The sequence below is a fragment of the Veillonella sp. LMAG:90 genome, assembly GCF_008679445.1.
GTDB lineage: Bacteria > Bacillota > Negativicutes > Veillonellales > Veillonellaceae > Veillonella_A.
Genome location: NZ_NAND01000001.1, coordinates 935,807 through 957,024, shown reverse-complemented (window position 1 = coordinate 957,024; position 21,218 = coordinate 935,807). Strand labels below are relative to the sequence as shown.

20 protein-coding genes, 3 tRNA genes and 1 riboswitch are annotated in these 21,218 nt (G+C 44.1%); of the genes, 3 read left to right on the top strand and 20 right to left on the bottom strand.

All coding sequences use genetic code 11. The annotated features are described in order from the left end of the window. Window positions 1-5: 5 nt before the first annotated feature. The 8 genes from CCC71_RS04210 to CCC71_RS04175 all read right to left on the bottom strand — a co-directional run bounded on the left by CCC71_RS04210 (window position 6) and on the right by CCC71_RS04175 (window position 7,939). A tRNA-Met gene (locus CCC71_RS04210) sits at window positions 6-81 on the bottom strand. Window positions 82-86: 5 nt separating this feature from the next. After that, window positions 87-171 (bottom strand) — tRNA-Tyr (locus CCC71_RS04205). An 8-nt stretch (window positions 172-179) separates the two neighbouring features. Then, window positions 180-255 (bottom strand) — tRNA-Thr (locus CCC71_RS04200). Window positions 256-612: 357 nt separating this feature from the next. After that, the gene (locus CCC71_RS04195; protein ID WP_296333062.1) at window positions 613-3,648 is read right to left on the bottom strand and encodes a YadA-like family protein; all 3,036 of its coding nucleotides are present in this window, start codon (window positions 3,646-3,648) and stop codon (window positions 613-615) included. A gap of 336 nt (window positions 3,649-3,984) precedes the next feature. Beyond that, on the bottom strand, window positions 3,985-4,782 hold the full coding sequence (locus tag CCC71_RS04190) for an undecaprenyl-diphosphate phosphatase (protein WP_247240168.1): 798 nt from the start codon (window positions 4,780-4,782) through the stop codon (window positions 3,985-3,987). Between the two features lie 191 nt (window positions 4,783-4,973). Further along, on the bottom strand, window positions 4,974-6,074 hold the full coding sequence (locus CCC71_RS04185) for a metallophosphoesterase (protein ID WP_295243797.1): 1,101 nt from the start codon (window positions 6,072-6,074) through the stop codon (window positions 4,974-4,976). Window positions 6,075-6,191: 117 nt separating this feature from the next. Next, a complete protein-coding gene (mutY, locus tag CCC71_RS04180; protein ID WP_296333606.1) occupies window positions 6,192-7,328 on the bottom strand; it encodes an A/G-specific adenine glycosylase in 1,137 nt (378 codons plus the stop codon). Between the two features lie 89 nt (window positions 7,329-7,417). Then, a complete protein-coding gene (locus CCC71_RS04175; protein ID WP_021840625.1) occupies window positions 7,418-7,939 on the bottom strand; it encodes an 8-oxo-dGTP diphosphatase in 522 nt (173 codons plus the stop codon). 188 nt (window positions 7,940-8,127) lie between these two features. Here CCC71_RS04175 and CCC71_RS04170 point away from each other — a divergent pair, with 188 nt between their 5' ends. From CCC71_RS04170 to CCC71_RS04160, 3 genes are read left to right on the top strand one after another with little or no spacing between them, the layout of a single operon-like run. Beyond that, on the top strand, window positions 8,128-8,895 hold the full coding sequence (locus CCC71_RS04170; protein ID WP_021840626.1) for a DUF4931 domain-containing protein: 768 nt from the start codon (window positions 8,128-8,130) through the stop codon (window positions 8,893-8,895). Window positions 8,896-8,907: 12 nt separating this feature from the next. Beyond that, window positions 8,908-9,687: a metallophosphoesterase gene (locus tag CCC71_RS04165; protein ID WP_021840627.1), complete on the top strand. Its 780-nt coding sequence runs from the start codon at window positions 8,908-8,910 to the stop codon at window positions 9,685-9,687. Between the two features lie 10 nt (window positions 9,688-9,697). After that, window positions 9,698-9,928: a hypothetical protein gene (locus CCC71_RS04160; protein ID WP_021840628.1), complete on the top strand. Its 231-nt coding sequence runs from the start codon at window positions 9,698-9,700 to the stop codon at window positions 9,926-9,928. A gap of 137 nt (window positions 9,929-10,065) precedes the next feature. On the opposite strand, the gene CCC71_RS04155 is transcribed toward CCC71_RS04160, so the two are convergent. From CCC71_RS04155 to CCC71_RS04100, 12 genes are all read right to left on the bottom strand, one after another. Beyond that, window positions 10,066-10,410 carry a YkvA family protein gene (locus tag CCC71_RS04155; protein ID WP_021840629.1) on the bottom strand — a complete coding sequence of 115 codons (345 nt, stop codon included), beginning with the start codon at window positions 10,408-10,410 and terminating at the stop codon, window positions 10,066-10,068. 53 nt (window positions 10,411-10,463) lie between these two features. Further along, window positions 10,464-11,453, bottom strand: a complete 990-nt coding sequence (locus CCC71_RS04150; RefSeq protein WP_021840630.1) for an antitoxin — start codon at window positions 11,451-11,453, stop codon at window positions 10,464-10,466. Window positions 11,454-11,698: 245 nt separating this feature from the next. Further along, on the bottom strand, window positions 11,699-12,466 hold the full coding sequence (locus CCC71_RS04145) for an SDR family NAD(P)-dependent oxidoreductase (protein ID WP_021840631.1): 768 nt from the start codon (window positions 12,464-12,466) through the stop codon (window positions 11,699-11,701). A gap of 19 nt (window positions 12,467-12,485) precedes the next feature. Continuing rightward, window positions 12,486-13,271, bottom strand: a complete 786-nt coding sequence (locus tag CCC71_RS04140) for a TSUP family transporter (protein WP_021840632.1) — start codon at window positions 13,269-13,271, stop codon at window positions 12,486-12,488. A 7-nt stretch (window positions 13,272-13,278) separates the two neighbouring features. Then, window positions 13,279-13,569 (bottom strand): YerC/YecD family TrpR-related protein, encoded by a 291-nt coding sequence (locus tag CCC71_RS04135; protein WP_006556263.1) that lies wholly within the window; start codon window positions 13,567-13,569, stop codon window positions 13,279-13,281. 103 nt (window positions 13,570-13,672) lie between these two features. Further along, entirely contained in the window at window positions 13,673-14,488 is an 816-nt protein-coding gene (locus CCC71_RS04130) for a MetQ/NlpA family ABC transporter substrate-binding protein (protein WP_156704565.1), read from the bottom strand. Between the two features lie 95 nt (window positions 14,489-14,583). Beyond that, entirely contained in the window at window positions 14,584-15,237 is a 654-nt protein-coding gene (locus tag CCC71_RS04125) for a methionine ABC transporter permease (protein ID WP_021840634.1), read from the bottom strand. Continuing rightward, window positions 15,218-16,264: a methionine ABC transporter ATP-binding protein gene (locus CCC71_RS04120; RefSeq protein WP_021840635.1), complete on the bottom strand. Its 1,047-nt coding sequence runs from the start codon at window positions 16,262-16,264 to the stop codon at window positions 15,218-15,220. The genes CCC71_RS04125 and CCC71_RS04120 overlap by 20 nt, the downstream gene beginning before the upstream one ends. 87 nt (window positions 16,265-16,351) lie before the next feature. Continuing rightward, window positions 16,352-16,455: riboswitch (SAM riboswitch) on the bottom strand. A gap of 124 nt (window positions 16,456-16,579) precedes the next feature. Then, complete coding sequence (locus CCC71_RS04115; protein WP_295224794.1) at window positions 16,580-17,092, bottom strand: hypothetical protein; 513 nt, start codon at window positions 17,090-17,092, stop codon at window positions 16,580-16,582. Between the two features lie 7 nt (window positions 17,093-17,099). Next, complete coding sequence (gene dat / locus CCC71_RS04110) at window positions 17,100-17,954, bottom strand: D-amino-acid transaminase (RefSeq protein ID WP_021840637.1); 855 nt, start codon at window positions 17,952-17,954, stop codon at window positions 17,100-17,102. Between the two features lie 207 nt (window positions 17,955-18,161). Continuing rightward, window positions 18,162-19,265 carry an acyltransferase gene (locus CCC71_RS04105; protein WP_156704572.1) on the bottom strand — a complete coding sequence of 368 codons (1,104 nt, stop codon included), beginning with the start codon at window positions 19,263-19,265 and terminating at the stop codon, window positions 18,162-18,164. A gap of 207 nt (window positions 19,266-19,472) precedes the next feature. After that, on the bottom strand, window positions 19,473-21,218 hold the full coding sequence (locus tag CCC71_RS04100; RefSeq protein ID WP_156704574.1) for a DUF4127 family protein: 1,746 nt from the start codon (window positions 21,216-21,218) through the stop codon (window positions 19,473-19,475).

The window sequence follows — 21,218 nt, the reverse complement described above, 5'->3', positions numbered from 1 at the left end:
ATGAATGGTTGCGGGGACAGGACTTGAACCTGCGACCTTCGGGTTATGAGCCCGACGAGCTACCAACTGCTCCACCCCGCGATGAATGGTGGAGGGAGAAGGATTCGAACCTTCGAAGTCGAAGACGGCAGATTTACAGTCTGCTCCCTTTGGCCGCTCGGGAATCCCTCCAAAAATAATGGAGCTGGCGATAGGAATTGAACCCACAACCTGCTGATTACAAGTCAGCTGCTCTACCGATTGAGCTACGCCAGCATACCACAACATGGAATATTATACATATTCCTGAACATCTTGTCAATAGATTTTTTAGCTCAGATTGACATTTTGTTCTGCGCTTCCGTTTCCCGTATAGCGCTTTATTATAATAGCATAGGTAATATTTTTGCGCAAGTACTTTTTTACAAAATTCTTGCAAAACACACTATTTTTTTTACAATGTGTAAAAACACTGTACTCTTCCCATCTCCAGACTCTGTTCAAACATATTTCTTGTCCTATTTAACAGCTACAATTCAACGCTATCGAGCAAACTAATATAGACGTACTCCTCAATGTAAAATAGCCGTACTGCATTATAAAATAACACACTACGGCTATTAAACGGATATATTATTTTTTCAGACTTGCTTCCAACTGAGCTAATCGTTCTTCCAACGCACTAACTTGTGATTGTAAGTCAACTACGGTATCAGTTTGAGCTGCATATTTAGCCTGTAACTCATTCATGGCACCCGCTTGCGCTTCTACGTAGCCCGCAAGCTCTGCCTTAGAATACGCGCTATACTCGGATTCAGAGCCAAATTTAAAGGAAACACCCACATTATACATTGTTTCATCTCCTAAAGTTGCCGCTGCATTCACCATAGTATTACGATTTGGCCGATAGAATGCACCTAAGGCGTAAGCCTGCTCACCCTTATAGCCCCCCATACCGGCTGCAAAAGAGATTTTATCATTAGGATCGAAATCAAGCGGATTTAAACCGGCTAAAGCGACCGCCCCGGCTACGGCTTTATTTACACGATTGTCCAAACGATTCAAATTATTATTAATCGTTTGAATATTATTACCTTGGGCATTAATTCGTTCATTCACAGCATATAACTGGGAACCGTTAACGGCTTCGGTGGAATCAGCCGAGATTTTACCGGCTTTCACATTGGTCAACGTAATAGTTTCCGTAGTATCACGATTCATACCGGCCAACGTACTTACCGTGGATTTACCGGTGAATTCGGTGGCACCGGCTTTTACTTCGCCGGATTCGGTAATATCCGTAGCTAAGAACGGTTTGCCGTCTACATAGACAACCTGATTACCGCTATTATCTAAATGAATCACCGCATCAGACCAAACAACGCTATGACCGGTGTCGCCTTTTTCACCCTTGTCACCTTTAGGGCCTTGCGGACCGGCCGGACCTTGCGGACCCTGTGGGCCTGTAGGACCGTCAGCACCGGCATCCCCTTTGTCCCCCTTAACCCCTTTGTCACCTTTAAAGGCATCATCACCTTTTAGCGAATCTTTATCTAAGGACACAAAAATATGCTTTTCATTATCGGCGGACGTTACTTCTTCTGCTTTTAGGCCATTGCCAAAAGATAAGGCTAAATTACTTAGTGTTGGTGAAAACTTCGAAGCCTCAACAGTATAAGTATCACCCTTCTTGGTGCTGCCACTATAAATAGGCACAATGTGATTGGCCACTGCTTTTAACTGCGCCACGTTAACTGCATCCGTATCGGCAGTGCCGGCCGCTAAATTCGTGATTTGGCGTGTAACGGCACCATGGTAAGCACCGTTTTGATCTACATAGGCGGATGCGCCTACACTAAAGGCGCCGGTTGTGGATTTGTAAATAGATACGAGATTATCCTTCTGTATTTTGGCTTGCATAAATTCACTGTTAACGGCAACCCAACTATTTAATGCTTGTTTCGCCTTCCACGCTGCAGTTGCTAACTCTGCTCGTGCCTTATCAGCATCTTTAAACCTTTGATTACTTTTATAATCAAATGCATTCGCATTATACTCTGCCCCATATTCTTCAGTACCATCAGGAGTAGACTTATTCGACTTAGCATATACATCCATAGCCTTAGCCATCTCTTCCTGCTTTATAGCCGATACCTCAGCGGATTTATTATCAGCAGCTTCTTGAGCACTTGAGTAAACTTGCAACAATTCATTATATTTCTTTTCTTTTTCTACATTACTTGTATCATCATAAAAATGTAATGCCTTGTCCCACTGCGAATCAAATGACGAATCACCTGCATTCAATTTTGCAATATTTGCGATTAAATTACTATCACTGGTTCCAATCATATCACCACTTACTGAATTATTTTGCAAATCAGTTGTTAGTGTTGGTAAATAACCGATGATTTGACCTCCTCGGTCTGCCACCGTATATGCTCCCGCAGCAATACCGCCTTCCACTTTTACTTGGCTATCCCTTCCCAATGCTATGGCATCTTTAGAATTTTGAGTAACAGTCGCATTATAGCCAAAAGCGGTTGCCCCTGTAGCTTCAGCTTTTGACAAGCTACCTAAGGCCACACTGTACTCATTGAGACTTTTAGCCATAAGACCTATAGCTATTGTTCTATCTGCTGCATTAGCCGAGTTTCCAATAGCAATTCCATTAGTGCCGCCTTTACTTTTGAATCCCAAAGCAACACCTAAATCTATAGCACTCGCTCTATAGCCAACAGCAATGGAATTTATATTACTATATGTTTCTCTACCTATAGCAATATTATTTTGTCCTGTATTTGCCGTGCTTCCGTCAATTTTCCCTGCCGCAATACTGTTTAGGCCTAAAGCAATACCATATTTATTTACCACCGTTCTTTCACCAATAGCAATTGATCTTGCTTGTAAACTTGTCGCTTTAGTTCCTATTGCTATCGAATTTCTCCCATTAATTAAAACTTTCGAGTTATTCCCTAACACTATAGAGTTATTCGTACTTTCCGCAGTTGAACTATCATTACCTATAACTATACTAGTATATTTTGCTACGTTACCTTTACCAATTGCTATGCTTAAGTTCCCATACGTTTCATTATTGGAGCCAATGGCCACGCCACCACCTTGTGCAAGACTGTTGTAACCAATAGCCAAAGAAGAACCATTTTTTGAAGCATCTTCCGATGGAGTATAAGCCTTCTGAGCTTTACTTAATTTACCTATAGAGATCCCATTTGTTGCAAAAGCATGAGCCTCAGTCCCTATAGCTACGGCATCTTCAATAGCTTTAGTTGTATTTGGCGGATTTGGACCAGAGCCTCCGGTTTGAGCCTTACTGCCGTTACCGATTGCAATACTCCCACTTCCATTTGCCACACTATTAGTCCCTATAGCCACGGCATTTTCAACTGTACCACCACCTGTCATCGTAGCTTTACTGCCATTACCGATAGCTATACTCTTATCTCCATCTACCGTGCTGCCGGCGCCAAAAACAATCCCATTCTTAGCCGTCGAGCTATCGGTCCCTGCTACATTTGTTTCCGCGAAAGCCACATTAGTGGTGCTAGCACCTAAGGCCAATACAGCTAAAGCAGCTGCCAATTTTTTCATTTTACTTTCAGTGCTTTTCTTAACACTCCCATACTTTGATTTACCCATATGCCACATAATTTCCTCCAAAAACCACTAACCTATACCTTTTGATTAAAACTCCTTTTTTGATTAGAGCCTTTTTTAATCATTTAATGAAATTATAACATGCTCACAATTCATTCATCAATCAAGTTTTTTCACTGACAGTAAAAAACGCTGTATATGAATTCATTAAGAACTTCATATACAGCGTTACTGTTCAAATATTCATTTTTTCTTTGTGATATGGCAAGATTATATCAACAATTTTTACTGATACTAAAATAAACAAAACGTTTAATTCTTCCTCACCCTACAAGACATTATTTGTGTGTCAACACAAAATTCTATACAAAATAGAATTCCCTTATATTAGAAAATGAAGAAGTATGCAAACGCAATCACTGCGATTATAAAGCGATAATACGCAAAACCGGCCAAGGATGATTTATTTAAAAATTTCAAGAACCATACGATGGACAAGTATGCAAATACGAAAGCCGTTACAAAACCGATAGCAAACATAACGAAATCGGACCATTGCAACTGGTCGATGATTTTGAGCAAATCATAGATACAGGCAATCAACATGATTGGTACGGCCATGATAAAGGAAAAGTCAGCCGCTGCTTTACGGCTTACACCGAGCATCAAGCCACCGGCGATAGTCGAACCGGAGCGAGAGAAGCCCGGCCACAAAGCCAACACCTGGAACAAACCGATTTGAAGACATTGATACATGCTCAATTGATCCACTTCGTGTACCGTAATCGGTTTATGACGTTTTTCAGCCCAAAGCATGAATAAACCGCCGATGATTAAGCCGATAATAACCGTACCCGCCGAGAATAAATAGTTTTTAATAAACGAATGGCCCAAGAAGCCGATGGCCATAGCCGGCAACATGCCGAAGAAAATATGAGCTAAGGATAATCTGTCATTACGAATCCAGTTCTCACGACGAAGCATGCTCATGAATTTTTCGCGATAATAGAAGAATACGGAAAGAATCGCGCCTAACTGGATAAATACTTCAAATACACTGGCTCGTTCGCCGGTAAATCCTAAAAAGTCACCTACTAAAATCATGTGCCCGGTACTGGATACCGGCAAGAATTCTGTTGCCCCTTCTACGATACCAAGTATAAAGGCAATAAGATTTTGATCCATTATTTCACCTCGACTACCAACTGGCCGCTCAAGCGCCGGCCTCTCATCATAATCATCTTCTTCGCCTACATGATAACCGCATAATATATGCCGGTTTCATGTGATAACTCAACCATTATAGACTTTTTGACAAAATTAGACAATGGAAATTTCCCTTTTAAGCAAATAGTTTAAAAAATTTTAATATTTTACTATACTTTTGCAACTTTTCCTTCTCTAAATGTGAATATCGTAATTTCTCGCGGACAATTATAGCGAACCGGGAACCAATGGCCCGTGCCGTTATTTACATAACCGTACTTCGTGCCGTCCCGATACATACCCTTAAAATACTTCGTTCCCACCGGCACAAGGGCTGTGCCGCCGACTACAATCTGACCACCATGGGTGTGGCCGGAGAGCGTCACCGGAATATTATGGGCAAACGCGTTTTCAATAAAATCAGGATGATGAGCCAATAAAATGGTAAACGCTTCCGATGGAACATTGGCTAAGGCTTCCTTCAGATAGGTTTCACGCTGTTCACCGCTGTGGTCAAAGGAATATTCAACGCCGGCCAAATATACGGGCCATGAGCCACCGCTTAAGCGAAGCGAAGAGTTACGATGCATACGCATGGAAATACCGCTGAAGGCTTCCAACACGCGAGGCAGGTTTTTAAAATACTCGTGATTCCCCAAAATATAGTCGATGCCGTCCGGAATTTTAGGAAATAACTCTTCCAAGCGACCACAGAGAGGGTTTAAAAAATCCAAGTCATCAATTAAGTCGCCCGTAATAACCAAGCGATCCGGCTTTTCATTTAAAACGGTCTGCGTAATTTTGTCGAAATCTTTCAAATCAATGAACGGCCCGATATGAACATCACTAATCTGCGCCAATTTATAATCTTTTAAATATTCAGGCAAACTGCGAAATACCAAGTCAATATGGTTGACTTGAACCTCCTTGGCTCCTTCATACGCTCTGACTACGCCGCCACCGGCTGTTACTGCCGGCACCGCCCAAATAGCTTTGCGTAAAAACTGCCGCCGACTATCCTGTTCTTCTGCAGTCGTTTTTTTAGCTCGCCAATTAACGGCTGCCATAACGATACCCAAAGGAATCAATATGGCAAAACAAACGCCGAGACCCATCATGAGCCCATAGGTACCGGTCGCCCAGCCTCGCCAGAACTCATACATAGAGGTTCCCAAAAGTTGAACCTGTGCCATCTGGTAATACGTTGTCCCCCCGATAGCCAGTACTTGAAGCAAAACTAATCGCCAAAACCAACGGGAACGCCGTTTCACATTAGTTAGACGGACAATCAAATAGGAGTTGGCGAATACTATAAGAAAGATAATAAGCGTCGTTATAATGAGAAATATTAATCGTGCCGACATTCTTTCACCTGCCATTCTCAAAGTTTAATCTCTACAATACACTGTCAGTTTACCATGAGGGCCAGCCCAAGGCAGCTCCGTAAAATCTTCCGGCGAAACCCAGCGCCATTCGCTATTGTCTTGCTCTATTGCGAGCGTGTCATCACCGGTAAACTCTGCCTCATAGGCTTCCATATCCCAACAGCGATGGGAAAACACATGACGCAAGGTGGTAACCGCCTTGCTATGCCATTTAATTTCAGTATCTTTAAGCCGGCCCTTTAGACGCTTCGAGTCTGTAAATTTACGTTGCCATTCACGAGCCAGTTCATCAACGCCGATTAACGGCAACTCTTTTTTATCCTGCATGGTCACATTACGCGGCACTTCCACATTTGGAAACTCCCACATGGAATGCAAAAGCCCTCTAGCGGGGCGCCGATGAAGCAAATATTCCCCTTTTTCATTGCGAATAAGCCCCGTTACCACAGAGATAATAGGGACCGATTTCTTAACAATACGCACCGGTAATTCAGCGGCAATGCCCAGTGCATCAGCTTGGCACCAACGTCGTAAAGGACAACCTTCACAACGGGGCGCTTTAGGAATACAAATGCTCGCCCCAAAATCCATAAGGGACTGATTAAAATCCCCCGGTCTGTCGTAGGGCAATGTTTCCTCAACTAACGCGGCAATCGCTTTTTTACCGGCGGTGCGCATAATATCTTCACGCACTGCGTAAAGCCGTGCATATACACGCAATACATTACCGTCAATGGCGGCTTCGCGCTGACCAAAAGCTAACGACAAAATAGCCCCCGCCGTATAAGCTCCGACGCCTTTAAGGCTTTCCACCTCTTTGCGGGTTCGTGGCATCTCGCCGCCGTACTTAGTCATTACTTCGCGAACACCAAGTCGTAAATTACGAGCCCGGGAGTAATAACCCAAACCTTGCCAAGCTTTGACTACTGTATCTTCATCAGCTTCAGCCAAGGCTTCCTTGGTGGGGAATTGCTCCATCCAATTCTCGTAGTACGGCTTCATTGCTTCAATACGAGTTTGTTGAGACATAATTTCCGATACCCAAATGCGATAGGGATCCTTTGTCTTGCGCCACGGCAAGTCCCGTTTATTGGCATCGTACCAGCTAAGGAGCGTCTTGACCCACGCCGCCTCAGCCACAGCATTTTCAGCGGCAGCCTGATTGGATTCCGGTTTCGCCTTTAAAGCTACTGTGTCTATATTTTTATTTTTTAAACCTTTATCCTCATTTACGCTTCGAGCCACTCTTTCATTGCCTCCACCGATTCCAACTCAGGAATCTCCGTTACTTTTGTTATCTTCATGTCCATGACACCGTCATTATCCTTGCCAAACACAAGGGTGCCTTTCAAAAGTTCACCGTTTAAAACCTGCGGGATCCAATCCTCATCACCGGCCCACATGGTATCGTAAGGAATTTTGTCAAAAGAAGTCCAAAACGGTTCCATTTCTTCCGTTTCCATAGGAAGCCCTTCATATTTACGCAATAGATACACATAATTGACATGGGTCCAATCCTCGTTATAAGGGAATTGAAAATCCAAAATAGCTACCGGTTCCAAGTCTTCCGGCTTAGCCAGCAAGGACGTTTCCTCAAACAATTCGCGCACCGCACATTGACGGAATGTTTCACCATCTTCCCGCTTGCCGCCAAAACCATTAGGCTTACCGGCGCCTAAGCCGCGCTTTTTGCGGCCCAAGAGAATCTCTTTTTTATCATTTATAATAAAACATAATGTAGTCGGTCTCATATCATTGCCTCATTTGTTTTTTCAAAAAAACTGTATATAATCTTCAAACTTTATTTTAAACCTTAATTCTGATTCATCAAGCTATGCTGTGATTCTAAATCGATTTTAGTAAATTAATATATTTTAATTATATCACACTGCCCAAAAGGTCAATCCTGTGTTAGTATTAGAGTAAGAGAGGTGTACTTATGAATGAACCACTAATATTTAACATAGCCATGGGCCGCACCAAACCGGAAAATATTCGCCATCGCGAAGTGGCTTGCCCGTTCTGTGCCGTGGATAAGCTTACGGACATATTGGAAACAAAGGGCGATATTATCTGGCTTATGAACAAATATCCCGTCTTAGATCGTACCTGGCCCACCGTTATCATCGAAACGCACGACTGTTTTAGTGAATATTCCAGATATTCACCGGAAACCGCTACCGAAGTGCTTGATTTTTCTTTGCGCAAATGGCAAGAAACCATGGCCCGCGAAGAATTCAAATCCGTCTTATATTTTAAAAACTACGGGCCAATGTCCGGCGGCTCCATTCGTCATCCTCACAGCCAAATCATCGGCTTATACGATTACGATTATCGGGAAGACATTAAAGTTCACCATTTTGACGGTCCTATTCTCAAAGAAGACGATAATTTAAAAATTACCTTATCCGATAAGCCCATTATCGGTTTTTTCGAATTCAATATGGAGTTTAATGAAAAAACGTCCAGAGCCTTAATGGCTAAACGAATTCAACAAATCTTACACTATATTTTAACAGACTTTTCACGACACAGCGGTTCGTACAATCTGTTCTTCTACGATTTACAGACCGGCTCACAGTATGTTAAAATAGTACCTCGTTACGTTACGTCACCGTTGTATATCGGCTATTCTATTAGCCAGATCAGCAACAAGGAACGGGTTGAACAGATTAAAAATGAATTGAATTGCGACTTTTTTATTTAGTTAGGAGATACCATGAAAATTTTTGCCATTGGCGATCTTCACTTTTCAGGCGAACCGCCTACCAAGCCAATGGATGTATTCGGTCCACATTGGCAAAACCATCGCGAGCGCATCATAGCCGCTTGGCGTGAACAAGTGAGCGATGACGATATTGTCTTTGTTGTCGGCGATACTTCATGGGCTTTACGCCTGGCGGAGGCAGTGTCTGATTTAAAAGCAATTGCCCAACTGCCGGGCCAAATTTATTTAATCCGCGGCAATCATGATTACTGGTGGAGCAGTGCCAAGAAAATGGACACCGCTATGCAACAGGAGCTGACCTTTTTGCAAGGTCACGGCACCGCTATAGACCACATTGCTTTTGGCGGCACGCGCGGTTATCTTTGCCCCAATGATACATCCTTTGATGAGGCAGCTGATACTTCCATCTATGCCCGCGAATTGCTTCGCACCGAAGCGGCTCTTCAGGAAATGGAACAGGCCCTTCGTAAAAACGGCTCTGTCACTTCGACAACCGAAACCGTAGCCACGCAAGCTGACAACAATGTAGCCGCAAGCTCATCAGCACACGCTCCGATTCGTATTTTGCTCTTGCACTATCCGCCGTTTAATGATAAAAACGAACCGAGCGGCTTTACGGAACTTTTAGAAAAATATAAAGTTGACCATTGTATTTTCGGTCATCTTCATGACAAAAATTCCTTTGATCGCATTCCTGAAACGTTTGGCAATACTAAATTGCATCTTGTTTCAGCAGATTATATGGATTTCAAACTTAAACAAATTTTATAAGGAGCTTTTTATGAGTCGTATTCATCGTGAACATTTACAAGCAGGCTATATTTTTGGAGATATAGCCAATGAAGAATATATTTATTTGCCCGCCGGCGAAGTAGGCGTTGATTCCCCTATGTGCGTCTTGGAGCGACATGGCAATTATGAGGACGTGAGTCTGGACGAAGCGACCCATCTCATCGACACCTTGTCCCTCAAGCCATGCAGCCATCCTAAATTAGGCAAACGGTCGTTTTAAAACGATAGGAACGACGTTCTTCAAACTCGTTACCGCTTCAGTAAACCCAATATTTTGAAAAGCAAAGGCCGACCTGCGAGAAATCTCGCAGGTCGGCCTTCTTATTATTCAGCATTTCCCAAAAAGCTGATAAATTCTTATTCTTCTGAACCGAACGGAACAAGTTTTTGAGCCTGTTCACGATGCATTGGTTTAATAAAGCGGTTAGCCACTTTAAAAGCCAACGCAATGACAGCGGCATCATCAACCCAACCGATAAACGGAATGCGGTCCGATACTAAATCGATTGGCAAGATCAAATACCCTAAAGCGCCTGCCACGATAGCTTTTACGTACTTAGGGGTGTCAGGGTCACGAAAACAATAGAACAAAATAGCCGCACGACGCAAGAAGGCGACATTTTTACCGACACCGGTGGCAAAATTTAAAAACTTAGATGACGAAAAGAATTTCGCATACTTTATTAATTTCAAAGGATTCATTTTGATGCTCACTCCTATAATTCTCGTATACCTATACTGGATTGCCGCGGTGATTATTTCTGTAAATTGTCTTTCATGCCTTTTACAACATCGCTTACTTTTTCCACAACTTCGTCTTTTTTATCCCCTGCGGAGGCAACAAAGTCGCTTACTTTATCTACTACATCATCTTTAGTATCGCCGGCGGATGTCAAAATATCGCTCACTTTGCCGAGTACGGTAGATTTTGCTTCACCGGTCGATTTAATAGCGGATGTAGCTGTACCGGCTGCCAAGTCAATGGCTGTGGAGCCTACGGTTGCCAATAAAGCACCGATACCGGACAAAGCATGTTTAGCATTGGCTACATACTCATTGTCGGAATTGGCAAGAGCTTTGCCGGCAATACCGGCTACGGCCGCACTGGCTACACCGATTACTATGTTTTTAATAGAGCCAAAGCTTTCCAATAAGTCGCCCGTCAACAAGCTGTCTAAATTGAATTTATTAAGGCCTAAGAATTCATCGCTGCCCACACCGGCTTCTTTTAAGAAGTCTTTGTTTTCATCGCCTAACGGTTTATCTTTAAGCGGCGAATTTACCAACATGCCCACCGTTGTTTTATTATGCTCAATAATGTCTGTCAAACGTTCTCTGTATTCGGAGAAATCGCCCGGCATAGGCATGCCGTTTTCTACCCAAAGTTTAGCGCATTTGCCCACGGCATAGGTCAAGCAAATAGCCAATGGGATTTTAACTTTCGGATTAGGGAATACGGACGTCAATAAAGCGCTCACTACACTACCGCCCAAACCGCCGAGGAAGCCGATAATCGCACCGGCTGTAGCCGTATGACCATAAACAGCGGCAATGCGGCTTACCATATACGCATCATTGGCAATCAATGCAGTGGTGCTAAGTTTTGGTGCCATCACGAGTACGCCGGCACGAGCGGCCGCCCAACGGCAGATATTTTCAATTTCAGCATCGCGATTCGCGAGTTCCGCTTCTACGGCTGCTAACGTTCCTTCCGGATGAGTCATCAAATCTTTTACATCTTCCATCTATATCGCTCCTTTATCACCTGTAAAGTCAAATAACAGACAAATTAATACTATTCAATTTAATTATAACCCTTCATTCTAACTATTTCTATATGAAGGGTGAAAAATCCTCTTTATTTATCTATATTAATTATGCAATCTTACGCCGACTTAATTCCGCCCGGCACAGAGGTTCTATCCGGCTTGCCTAGTCATACGCCTAACCATACGCCTAATCGGGAGTCGAAAGCCTCTATAGGCCGTTATTACCAACTCGTTAAGCCGCCATCAATAGTCCAAGCGGCACCGGTTACGAAGGAGGCTTTTTCACTGAGTAAAAAAGCGATGACTTCCCCGATTTCTTCCGGTTTGGCAATACGGCCCAACGGATAATGCATGGCCATTTCTTCCATAGCTTCTTCAAAGGTCTGATCGCTTTCCGCAAGCTGGCGAGCTACGAGCGAAGTATCTACATCGCCGGGGCACACGCAATTAACGCGCACCTTATGGACGGCCATTTCAAGGGCCAACGATTTGGTAAAGCTTACAATGGCACCTTTAGATGCACCGTATACGGAACATGCCACATTGCCCTGAATCCCCGCATCACTGGACACGGTTACGATACTGCCTTTCGTACGACGCAAACAAGGCGCGGCAGCCTGACATAAAAAGACGGTACCCTTCACATTGGTGCCAATCATTTCATCGAAGTCCTGTTCCGTCACATCATCAATGAGTTCTTCTTTATAAAAACCGGCGGCAGTCACCAATGCGCTGATATCGCCGAACAAACGACAGGTTTCATCAACGATACGCCGACAATTCATGACTTTACTTACATCCCCTTGTACAAAGCGTACTTTAGACGAAATGCGACGCAATTTAACGACCGCCTCTTGGCCGGCTCGCTCATTGCGACCGTTTATCACAACACTCCAACCTTTTTTGAGTAGTAATTGCGCCGTAGCAAAACCAATCCCGGAAGTACCGCCACTAATAAGAGCCACCTGATTTTCACTGTTAATTGGCATAGTATCTCACCTTCCTTTGTCACCATTGCGCAACGATATAATCATAAGTTAATTTACAAAGCATACTTACGGTGGTGGCAATAAATACAAAACGCACCAGGCCCACACCTTTTTTGATGGCCAAGCGTGCCCCCAGCGTAGCTCCTATAATCTGTCCCGCCGCAGCCGAAAGGCCGAGCACATAGTCTACATGACCCAAACTTATAAACAGAATCAGTGACGCCAGATTACTGGTAAAGTTCAAAAACTTAGCATTGCCTGACGAATATAAAAAGTTAAAACCGGCATAAATAAACATAAAGATTAAAAACGTGCCTGTGCCGGGGCCGACAAAGCCGTCATAAAAGCCGATACCTAACGCACCGATGGCGAGTAAAATCAACTTTTGCTTCGATGCGCCCGCATAGGTGGTCACTGTGCCCCAGTCTTTTTTAAACAGCACAAAAATCAAAACGCTGACGAGGAGCACGATGATAATCGGTTTTAAATATAAAGGGGGAATGCTGATAACCAGCCAAGTCCCGAGGAGGGAGCCTACAAACGTAATCGGCATTAAGCGTTTTACTAAAGGCCATTCCACTTTGCCGGAACGAGCGTACGCAATAGCCGCCGTTAACGCCCCGAATACACTGGATAATTTATTACTCCCCAGTGCCACACTGGGCGGTAAATTAGTAAGCAACATGGCCGGCACGGAAATTAATCCGCCACCGCCTACAATGGAGTCCACAAAACCGGCCAACGCTCCGGCAAAAAATAACATCAGCGGCATCAAAAGTGCCGGATCAATAAAACTTACATCCATATATGCCTCATTTCAAACGTGCCAAAATAGTTTTGTAGCCATCAGCTCCATAGACCAAGCAACGTTTTACACGACTGATTGTGGCTGTACTGGCACCCGTCGTCTCCACAATATTATCATAGCTTTCGCCGGCTTCCAGCATACGTGCTACCTGCAAACGCTGTGCCAACGCTTTCAATTCATTGACCGTACAAATATCTTCAAAAAACTCATAACATTCGTCGATTGTTTTCAAGGCTAAGATGGCTTCAAACAATTGATTATTTAAAGGATTACGTAGTTTTTCATTGACGCTCATAAGAATCCTCCCTTTGCTTAATTAGATAATTTTATTATATACATATTTAAGCAAAAGAAAAAGACTTTCACACAAAAAAGTGAAAAAGTCTTTTTCAACCCGACTAGAATGCCGGAATAATGGAACCTTTGAAGGTATCTTCTACAAATTTCTTAGTTGCATCAGACTGGTAAACAGCCAATAATTTCTTAATAGTTTCGTTGTTTTCATCGCCTTGACGGACAACAAATACGTTAGCGTACGGGGAATCTTTGCTTTCAACTACAACGGCATCTTTCAAAGGATTTAACCCTGCATTAAGCGCGTAGTTTGTATTAACTAAAGCAATATCTACATCGTTAAGCGAACGGGCAATCTGAGCGGCTTCCAATTCCTTAATTTGTAAGTTCTTAGGATTGGAGGTAATGTCCGCTACCGTAGATTTCGGCGAACCGCCGTCTTTCAACTGAATGAGCCCTGCTTGCTGTAATAACAATAGAGCACGACCGCCATTAGTCGGATCATTTGGAATCGCTACGCTCGCACCGTTTGGTACAGTAGCCAAATCTTTATACTGGTTGGAATAAAGACCCATTGGCAAAAGAATTGTTTTGCCGATAGACACTAATTTCAACCCCCGTTCCTGCACCATGTTGTCAAGGAATGGCTGATGCTGATAGGAGTTGGCACTCAATTCTTTTTGTTCAAGCGCCACATCCGGCTGAATATAATCATTAAACTCTACGACTTTAACTTTAAGACCTTGTTTCTCCGCCTCTTTGGCTACAAAATCCATAACCTGAGCGTGCGGACCGGCTGTTACACCTACGGAAATTTCATGATTCCCCGCTGCGGCGCCGTCTTTGCTGTCATTGCCGCAACCAACCAATACCAAGGCGAACGTTGCGATGGCTGCCAATAAGAATGCTAATTTTTTCATATGTTTCCTCCCAGTCTTTTCTCTACTCTCTTTTTCTTTTTCAAAAAAACTTATCTGTCCGGCACGTCATGCATGCCAATGCTTTTTACAAAAGCTTAACGTTTATTCACTTTGCGGGACAAGAAATCACCGCAAGACTGAATCAATTGCACCAATACAATCAAGATAACGATAGTCGCCAACATTACGTCGCCTTGAAAACGCTGATAACCGTAACGGATCGCGATATCCCCAAGACCGCCGCCCCCAATAGCACCGGCCATAGCGGAGTAGCTGATTAAGTTAACTACCAAAACAGTTATGTTATCAATAATTGTAGGCAATGCTTCCGGCAATAACACTTTGCGGATAATCTGCATTGGTGAAGCCCCCATAGCCTGCGCTGCTTCAATAACACCGCTGTTGATTTCGCGAATCGATGTTTCTACCAAACGCGCCAAGAACGGAATAGCCGCAATCGTAAGCGGTACACAAGCCGCCGTAGTCCCGATGGAGGAACCGGCAATAATACGGGTCAGCGGAATAATCGCTACCATCAAAATAATAAACGGAATGGAACGGAGTGCATTTACAACCGAACCTAATGTGGCATTCACTGCCTTATTTTCCATAATATGGCCTTTGCCGGTGATTACCAAAATAACACCGAGCGGAATCCCTACAATCATGGATACAATGGTAGAGATAACTGTCATTTGCAAGGTTTCGCCTAAACCTTGAATCAACAAATTAATGATTTGTTGCGACATAGCCGATCACCTCGCTTCCAATAGGCAATTCATTCAAGTACTGAATCGCCTGCTCTTCATTCTCTCTGTTACCGTCTAACACTACAATCAAATGACCAAAGCTCGTGTCTTGAATGTAATCGACGCCGCCGAAGAGAATACTTACATCGAGGCCGAAGCGGCGAATCATGCCCGCTACAATCGGCTCATCCACAACATCCCCGGTGAAGTTCAAACGAATAATCGGATGTAAGCCGTCTTTCCAATCGGGCTGTACATTGAGATGGCGCCATGCTTCTTCCGGTAATTTATGACTGATAATAGCCCCTACGAATTCCTTCGTTGTCTTTTCTTTAGGGCCTGTAAATACATCGACTACACGACCTTCTTCCAAAATAACGCCGCCTTCAATAACGGCAACGCGGTCGCAAATTTCTTTGATAACCTGCATTTCATGTGTAATGAGGACGATAGTTAATTTTAATTTTTCATTAATATCTTTCAATAATTCCAAGATGGATTTGGTAGTCTGCGGATCCAACGCAGACGTGGCTTCGTCACAAAGTAATACTTTCGGATTACTTGCCAAAGCGCGGGCAATGCCGACACGCTGTTTCTGACCACCCGATAACTGAGATGGGTAGTTATTCAAACGGTCGCCCAATTTAACGATATCAAGAATCGGCAAAATGCGTTCCTTGATTTCCGCTTTACTCATCCCCTGCAACTCCAGCGGGAAGGCTACATTATCATAAACCGTACGGGACGACAATAAATTGAAGTGCTGGAAAATCATGCCGATGTTTTTCCGCTGTTCCCTGAGGTCCTTTTCATTCAATTTCGTAAGATCTACACCGTCTACTACAACAGAACCGGATGTAGGTCGTTCCAGCATATTAATACAACGAATCAAGGTTGATTTACCGGCCCCACTTTGACCGATAACCCCGAAGATTTCGCCCTCTTTAACGGATAGGCTAATGTCTTTTAGCGCTTCTACGCGATTCGGACCGTCATAAACTTTGCTAATATGCGTAAGTTCAATCATGTGATCGCTCTCCTTTTCTCTAACTCTCTATTTGAAATATATTTAATACAATAAAAAAACTCTTCACACACATGAAGAGTTACAGTTTCTTCATCTGTCGAAGCCTAGCTTCGTTGGAATTGGCACCGTTCCTTACCGGATGGTTGCCGCGACTTCATAGGGCCAGTCCCTCAGTCAACTCTTGATGAACCTATGTATTTTTAGCGTGATAAAATCATAACACTGTAGCGAATGACTGTCAATAGAAGACTCATAGACAGCTTATAGGGCTTTTATATAGCTACCTATAGAGTTCTTATATAACCATTTATAAGATTATTTATTGCCTCCCAGTGAGCTGTGATTCAAAAGGAACCTCGCCCCTACAACAGCCAACGTGCCCGTCACAATCTGCGGCCAACTCATCATAAACAGAACGGCCCGTCCAATCGGATATGGCACGGCAAAGCCTACAAACAGCAGGGCAAAACTGCAATATAAAACGACGCATTTGGCCACACTGCACACAAGAGCTTGCAGCCATACGGACTGATTTTTAAGTAAATAACCAAGTATTACAAATACCGTATTCCCTAACGCCACGAGCGGCACGAAAGGCGCAAATGGCAACATGGCCTGCATAAAAGCAATCACCGGCGTTGCCCACGCAATACCAAGACCGCTTGCCAAGCCGTAACGCATGGCCGCCACCAACATACAAAGCCCCACTAAGGAGCCAATCAAAAACATACTTACCATATTGGGCAACGGAATAATAAGGCGCAGACTTTGACTAAGCAAAGCCAGCGCCAATAATAATCCCGTCCCCGTAATGATTCGGGTATTCATAAATTAATTAAGCCAACCCTTCTGCCAATAATTTTTCATAACCGGCACGCAATTTGGCGGCTACAGGACCTACTTCACCATTGCCAACCGGCTTGCGGTCATAGGTCGTAATCGGAATAATACCGCCGATTGTATCGGTGAAGAAGAGTTCATCCGCATTTTCAACAAATTCACGGTCAAATTCTTTTTCAATGACGGAAACGCCTGCCGTCGGAGCTACGCGAGTTACTACGAGCTGACGCGTAATACCTTTTAAAATCAAGTTATTGGCCGGATGGGTATAGCAAATGCCGTCTTTAACAGCAAATACGTTAGAAGTAGCCCCTTCCGTGCAGATATCGTCGCGGAATAAAACGGCGGAATAAGCGAATTTCTTTTCAGCCTTAGTCTGGGCCAAAATATTCGGAATGAGGTTCAAAGTTTTAATATCCACATTAAGCCAACGTTCGTCAGGCAAACTGATTGCTTTGACCCCTTCGCCCAATTTGCTCAAATCTTCTTTGATCGGGCGAATATACATGTACATGGTCGGTTCCAATTTGGAGCGATCATATGCATGATGACGCGGTTCCACACCACGGGTAATCTGCAGATAAATATAGCCGTCCGTAATACCACTCTGTTCAATCATAATTTCATGCAGTTCCTGCAAATCTTCCGGACGCATTTTTACCGGAATATCCATGAAGCGCATGGAGCGATAGAGTCTGTCCTGATGGTACGAAAAAGCAAAGCAACGGCCGTCAAAAACACGTGTTACTTCATACACACCGTCGCCGAAGCAATAGCCGCGATCGTCTAAGCTGACGCATTTAGCACCAGGCTCTACAAATTCACCGTTAAAATAGGTTAACTCTTTCATAAGAACACCTCGCATATCCTATGTGGCAACCCGAAATTACACATCGGGAACATCCAACAAAAATCAAATATTGTTTATGTAACGATTATAGCACAGTCGACGGACACTTGCCCACAAGGTAAATAATTTTATTAACTATTCAATTTACGGTATAGTCAAAATCGTTTATCAGCCAAGCAAACGCAGCGTACTCCGTCAAAAAGATTATTAACGGCCCAGAAGAATTCGACGCACCGGTTTTGGTAATTTTTTTAAAACAAGCGTCCCCAAATAAGACAGACACACCGTACAAATATAAATCCCGATAACAACCAAAGCCGTATATTGCAATTTTGCCTCAAACATACCGGCCGAGAGAATGATGAGCATAAACGGATGAATTAAGTAAATCCCGTACGACGTCTCACCAATCTGCTCCCAAATAGCCCTCGCAGCACTGCTCATCGGCGTGGCAATGAAAAAGAACAGGAAGAACAGCGTGGCGGCACCGGTATAGAGCATCCCCATAGGACTCAATTGATGAACCGTATAAATTGCTTCCAACAAGGTATAATGCCGCTCATTGAGGACGTAAAAATAACTGCCTATCATGAGGGCCACCGAAAAAGCAAAGATGATTGTCAAAAGCCCTTTATAGCGCCACAATAACTCACAGGTTGCTTCATAGCGTTCCGCTACCACCGCGCCTAAGAGGAAGATCCAAATATAGTGAAGCACCCAATAATTGAGCTTCATGGAGTACGCATATTGAAGCCAGTGATTAGCAAACTTAATCTGGCCACTGTAATAGGACGACCAAAAGTTGAACGCCACTTGAACCACGAAGATGAGCGACAACCAAAGAATGGGCTTTTGCAAAATACCGCGCACCATGGCCCGCCAAAGGGGCATCATAAGATAAAACCAGAGCAAAATAACCATGAAATACAAGTGGTAGTAGCCGTTGCCAAAAAACAAGGCCGGCAATAAATGGCGCGGTGTTAAGCCTGCAAAATTGCCCACTGTCGCCCCGGCATACGCAATATATAAAATAGACCAAGCAATATAGGGGAACAAGACAACGCGGGAACGGCGCCACAGAAAATCCTTGTAGGAAAACTCGTCAAAGCTTGACGTGTGATAAAACAAACCGAAGGCTGACAAGAAGAAAAATGCCGGCACGGTAAAGCGCGATAAAATCTCCAACAAACCGATTAACTGTACATTGGCTTGCGGATTGGCGAGGGCAAATGAGCCTACGTGTATGCCGATAACGCCAAGCATACAGAGACCGCGCATATAAGTTATTTCAGGTAAAAAGGCCTGTTTCAAAACAGTATCTCCTCTCTAACACAAACGGGACGAAGGACTAAGCCCTCCGTCCCGTATATATCTGTTACTTCTTTTGGTAAATTACGGCTACATCACTATTCCTGACGGCTGAATCGCAATCCTTTGCCGCTAAGATTTGATGCTATATCACTTATTCTTAACGGCTGAATCGCAACCCTTTGCCGCTAAGATTTGATGCTGCCTCACTTATTCCTGCGTTACCGGAATTTGAGTGGACATGCCACCCGTAGCAGGTGCTGCCGGGGCTGCATTGCCGGCGGCTGCCGCTTTAGCTTTGGCTTCCGCCTCGGCCTTGGCTCTTGCTTCGGCTTCCGCTTTAGCCTTGGCTTCCGCTTCACGCTGTAAACGTAATTCTTTTTGCAAAGGTGCTATCGGCTGATCATACACAGTAATATCTGTTTCAAACAGACGGCCCCAAGGGAATCGTGCTGAAACAGTACGCGGATCAATCTTCAGATATTTTTCGGCAAAATCCTGAACGCGTTCACCCATGTAGCTTTCCAGTTTTTCATTCAAAGTACCGGTGTAGCGCACATTATCGGTGCGAATCGAATCCTGCATGCGATAAATATCTTTACGGATGTTAGCCTGGTAAGCCCAGTTATCCAAATACTGCTGCGTCAACATATCGCGATGAGCCTGAGTTGGCATAGCTTTGCCCAAAATGCCCTGCGCAATGGCATAGCCTACGGTATTACTTGCCGTATTCCAACCATTGTACGCATCTACTTTGTAGAGTAAATCCCGTTTGTAGAGTCCATATACGAATGTATTGTCAGCGCCGTTAGAGTAAGAAATATCGGCAACACTTACCGGTACGTTCTGTTCAATGGCGGTCTGAATTTTGTCTAAAAAGGCATTCGTGCTGGCAGAAATCATCGGGAAGTTTTCAAACGCTTCCGATTCGCCGGTTACTTTGCCAAGCGGCGTATTTACGGCCAATAAAATGTCCGGTTTGCCTTTGGTAGCCAGCGTGCCACCTACGGCTTCCACGTGCTCCGCAATCGTCTTGGCAACGGTCTGATCCTCGTAATGAGGCACCGTTTCACCGGCACCGCCCAACGGATAAATCACTTCAAAGGACGGTTTCAAGTTATTGCGGTCCACATGAGCGCGGGCAATAAGCAACAAGCCGAGCTGATCGGCGCCTGGGAAGCTGCCGTAACGATCAATGTTAAGCCCTTTGCTGTATAACTTCAAATAACGACTTTCCAAAGCTGACTGCGATAAAGTACTCGTATCGTCATGACCTAAGGCGAAATATTTGAAAACGCCTTTGCGAGTTTCATCAATAAGCGCACGGTTAACCGTCATATTCTTCTGACGACGGTTAAACCAGTCTTGTAAGTATTCAACCGGCACCGTAGCGGTCAGTTGTACCAATGAAGACTGTTCTTCTTGTGTCAAATTACCGGCATCCATTTTATCCTGCAACGCGGCAATCTGGAAAATAGTCGGGCCGTATTCATCATAATAGGATGGCTCTACCCCGCCCCCACTGGCTCGCGGCGAACGCATTACCGTACCGAACGCATAAATCGGCACATTCGGGAATTTGTCGTGCAAAGTTCCGATTTGTTTCGTGCGGTTCAACAACGTATTCAAGGATAAGTTGTGTTTACGGGAATCTACCAAGCCACCGTACACCAACGTATCCGTGCTGAGCACCATCACATCGGCGCGGCCGGCGTTTTCATCAACCCACTGCCAAATTTTATCCGCTTCACCATGATAATTTTTACCGGAAATCAGATAATCCGGCGGCGTAATCACCGTATAACCGGCACCTTCCGCCGTGTCAACGGTGTAAGATAAGCTAACCGGACGGTTATCCTGCGGTACAAATAAAATGGTAGCTGCCTCTACCTGCGATGTTCCCCATAAAACAGCAGCCGCTAAAGCCCCTGCCAGCCAGGAAAATCGTTTTTTCAA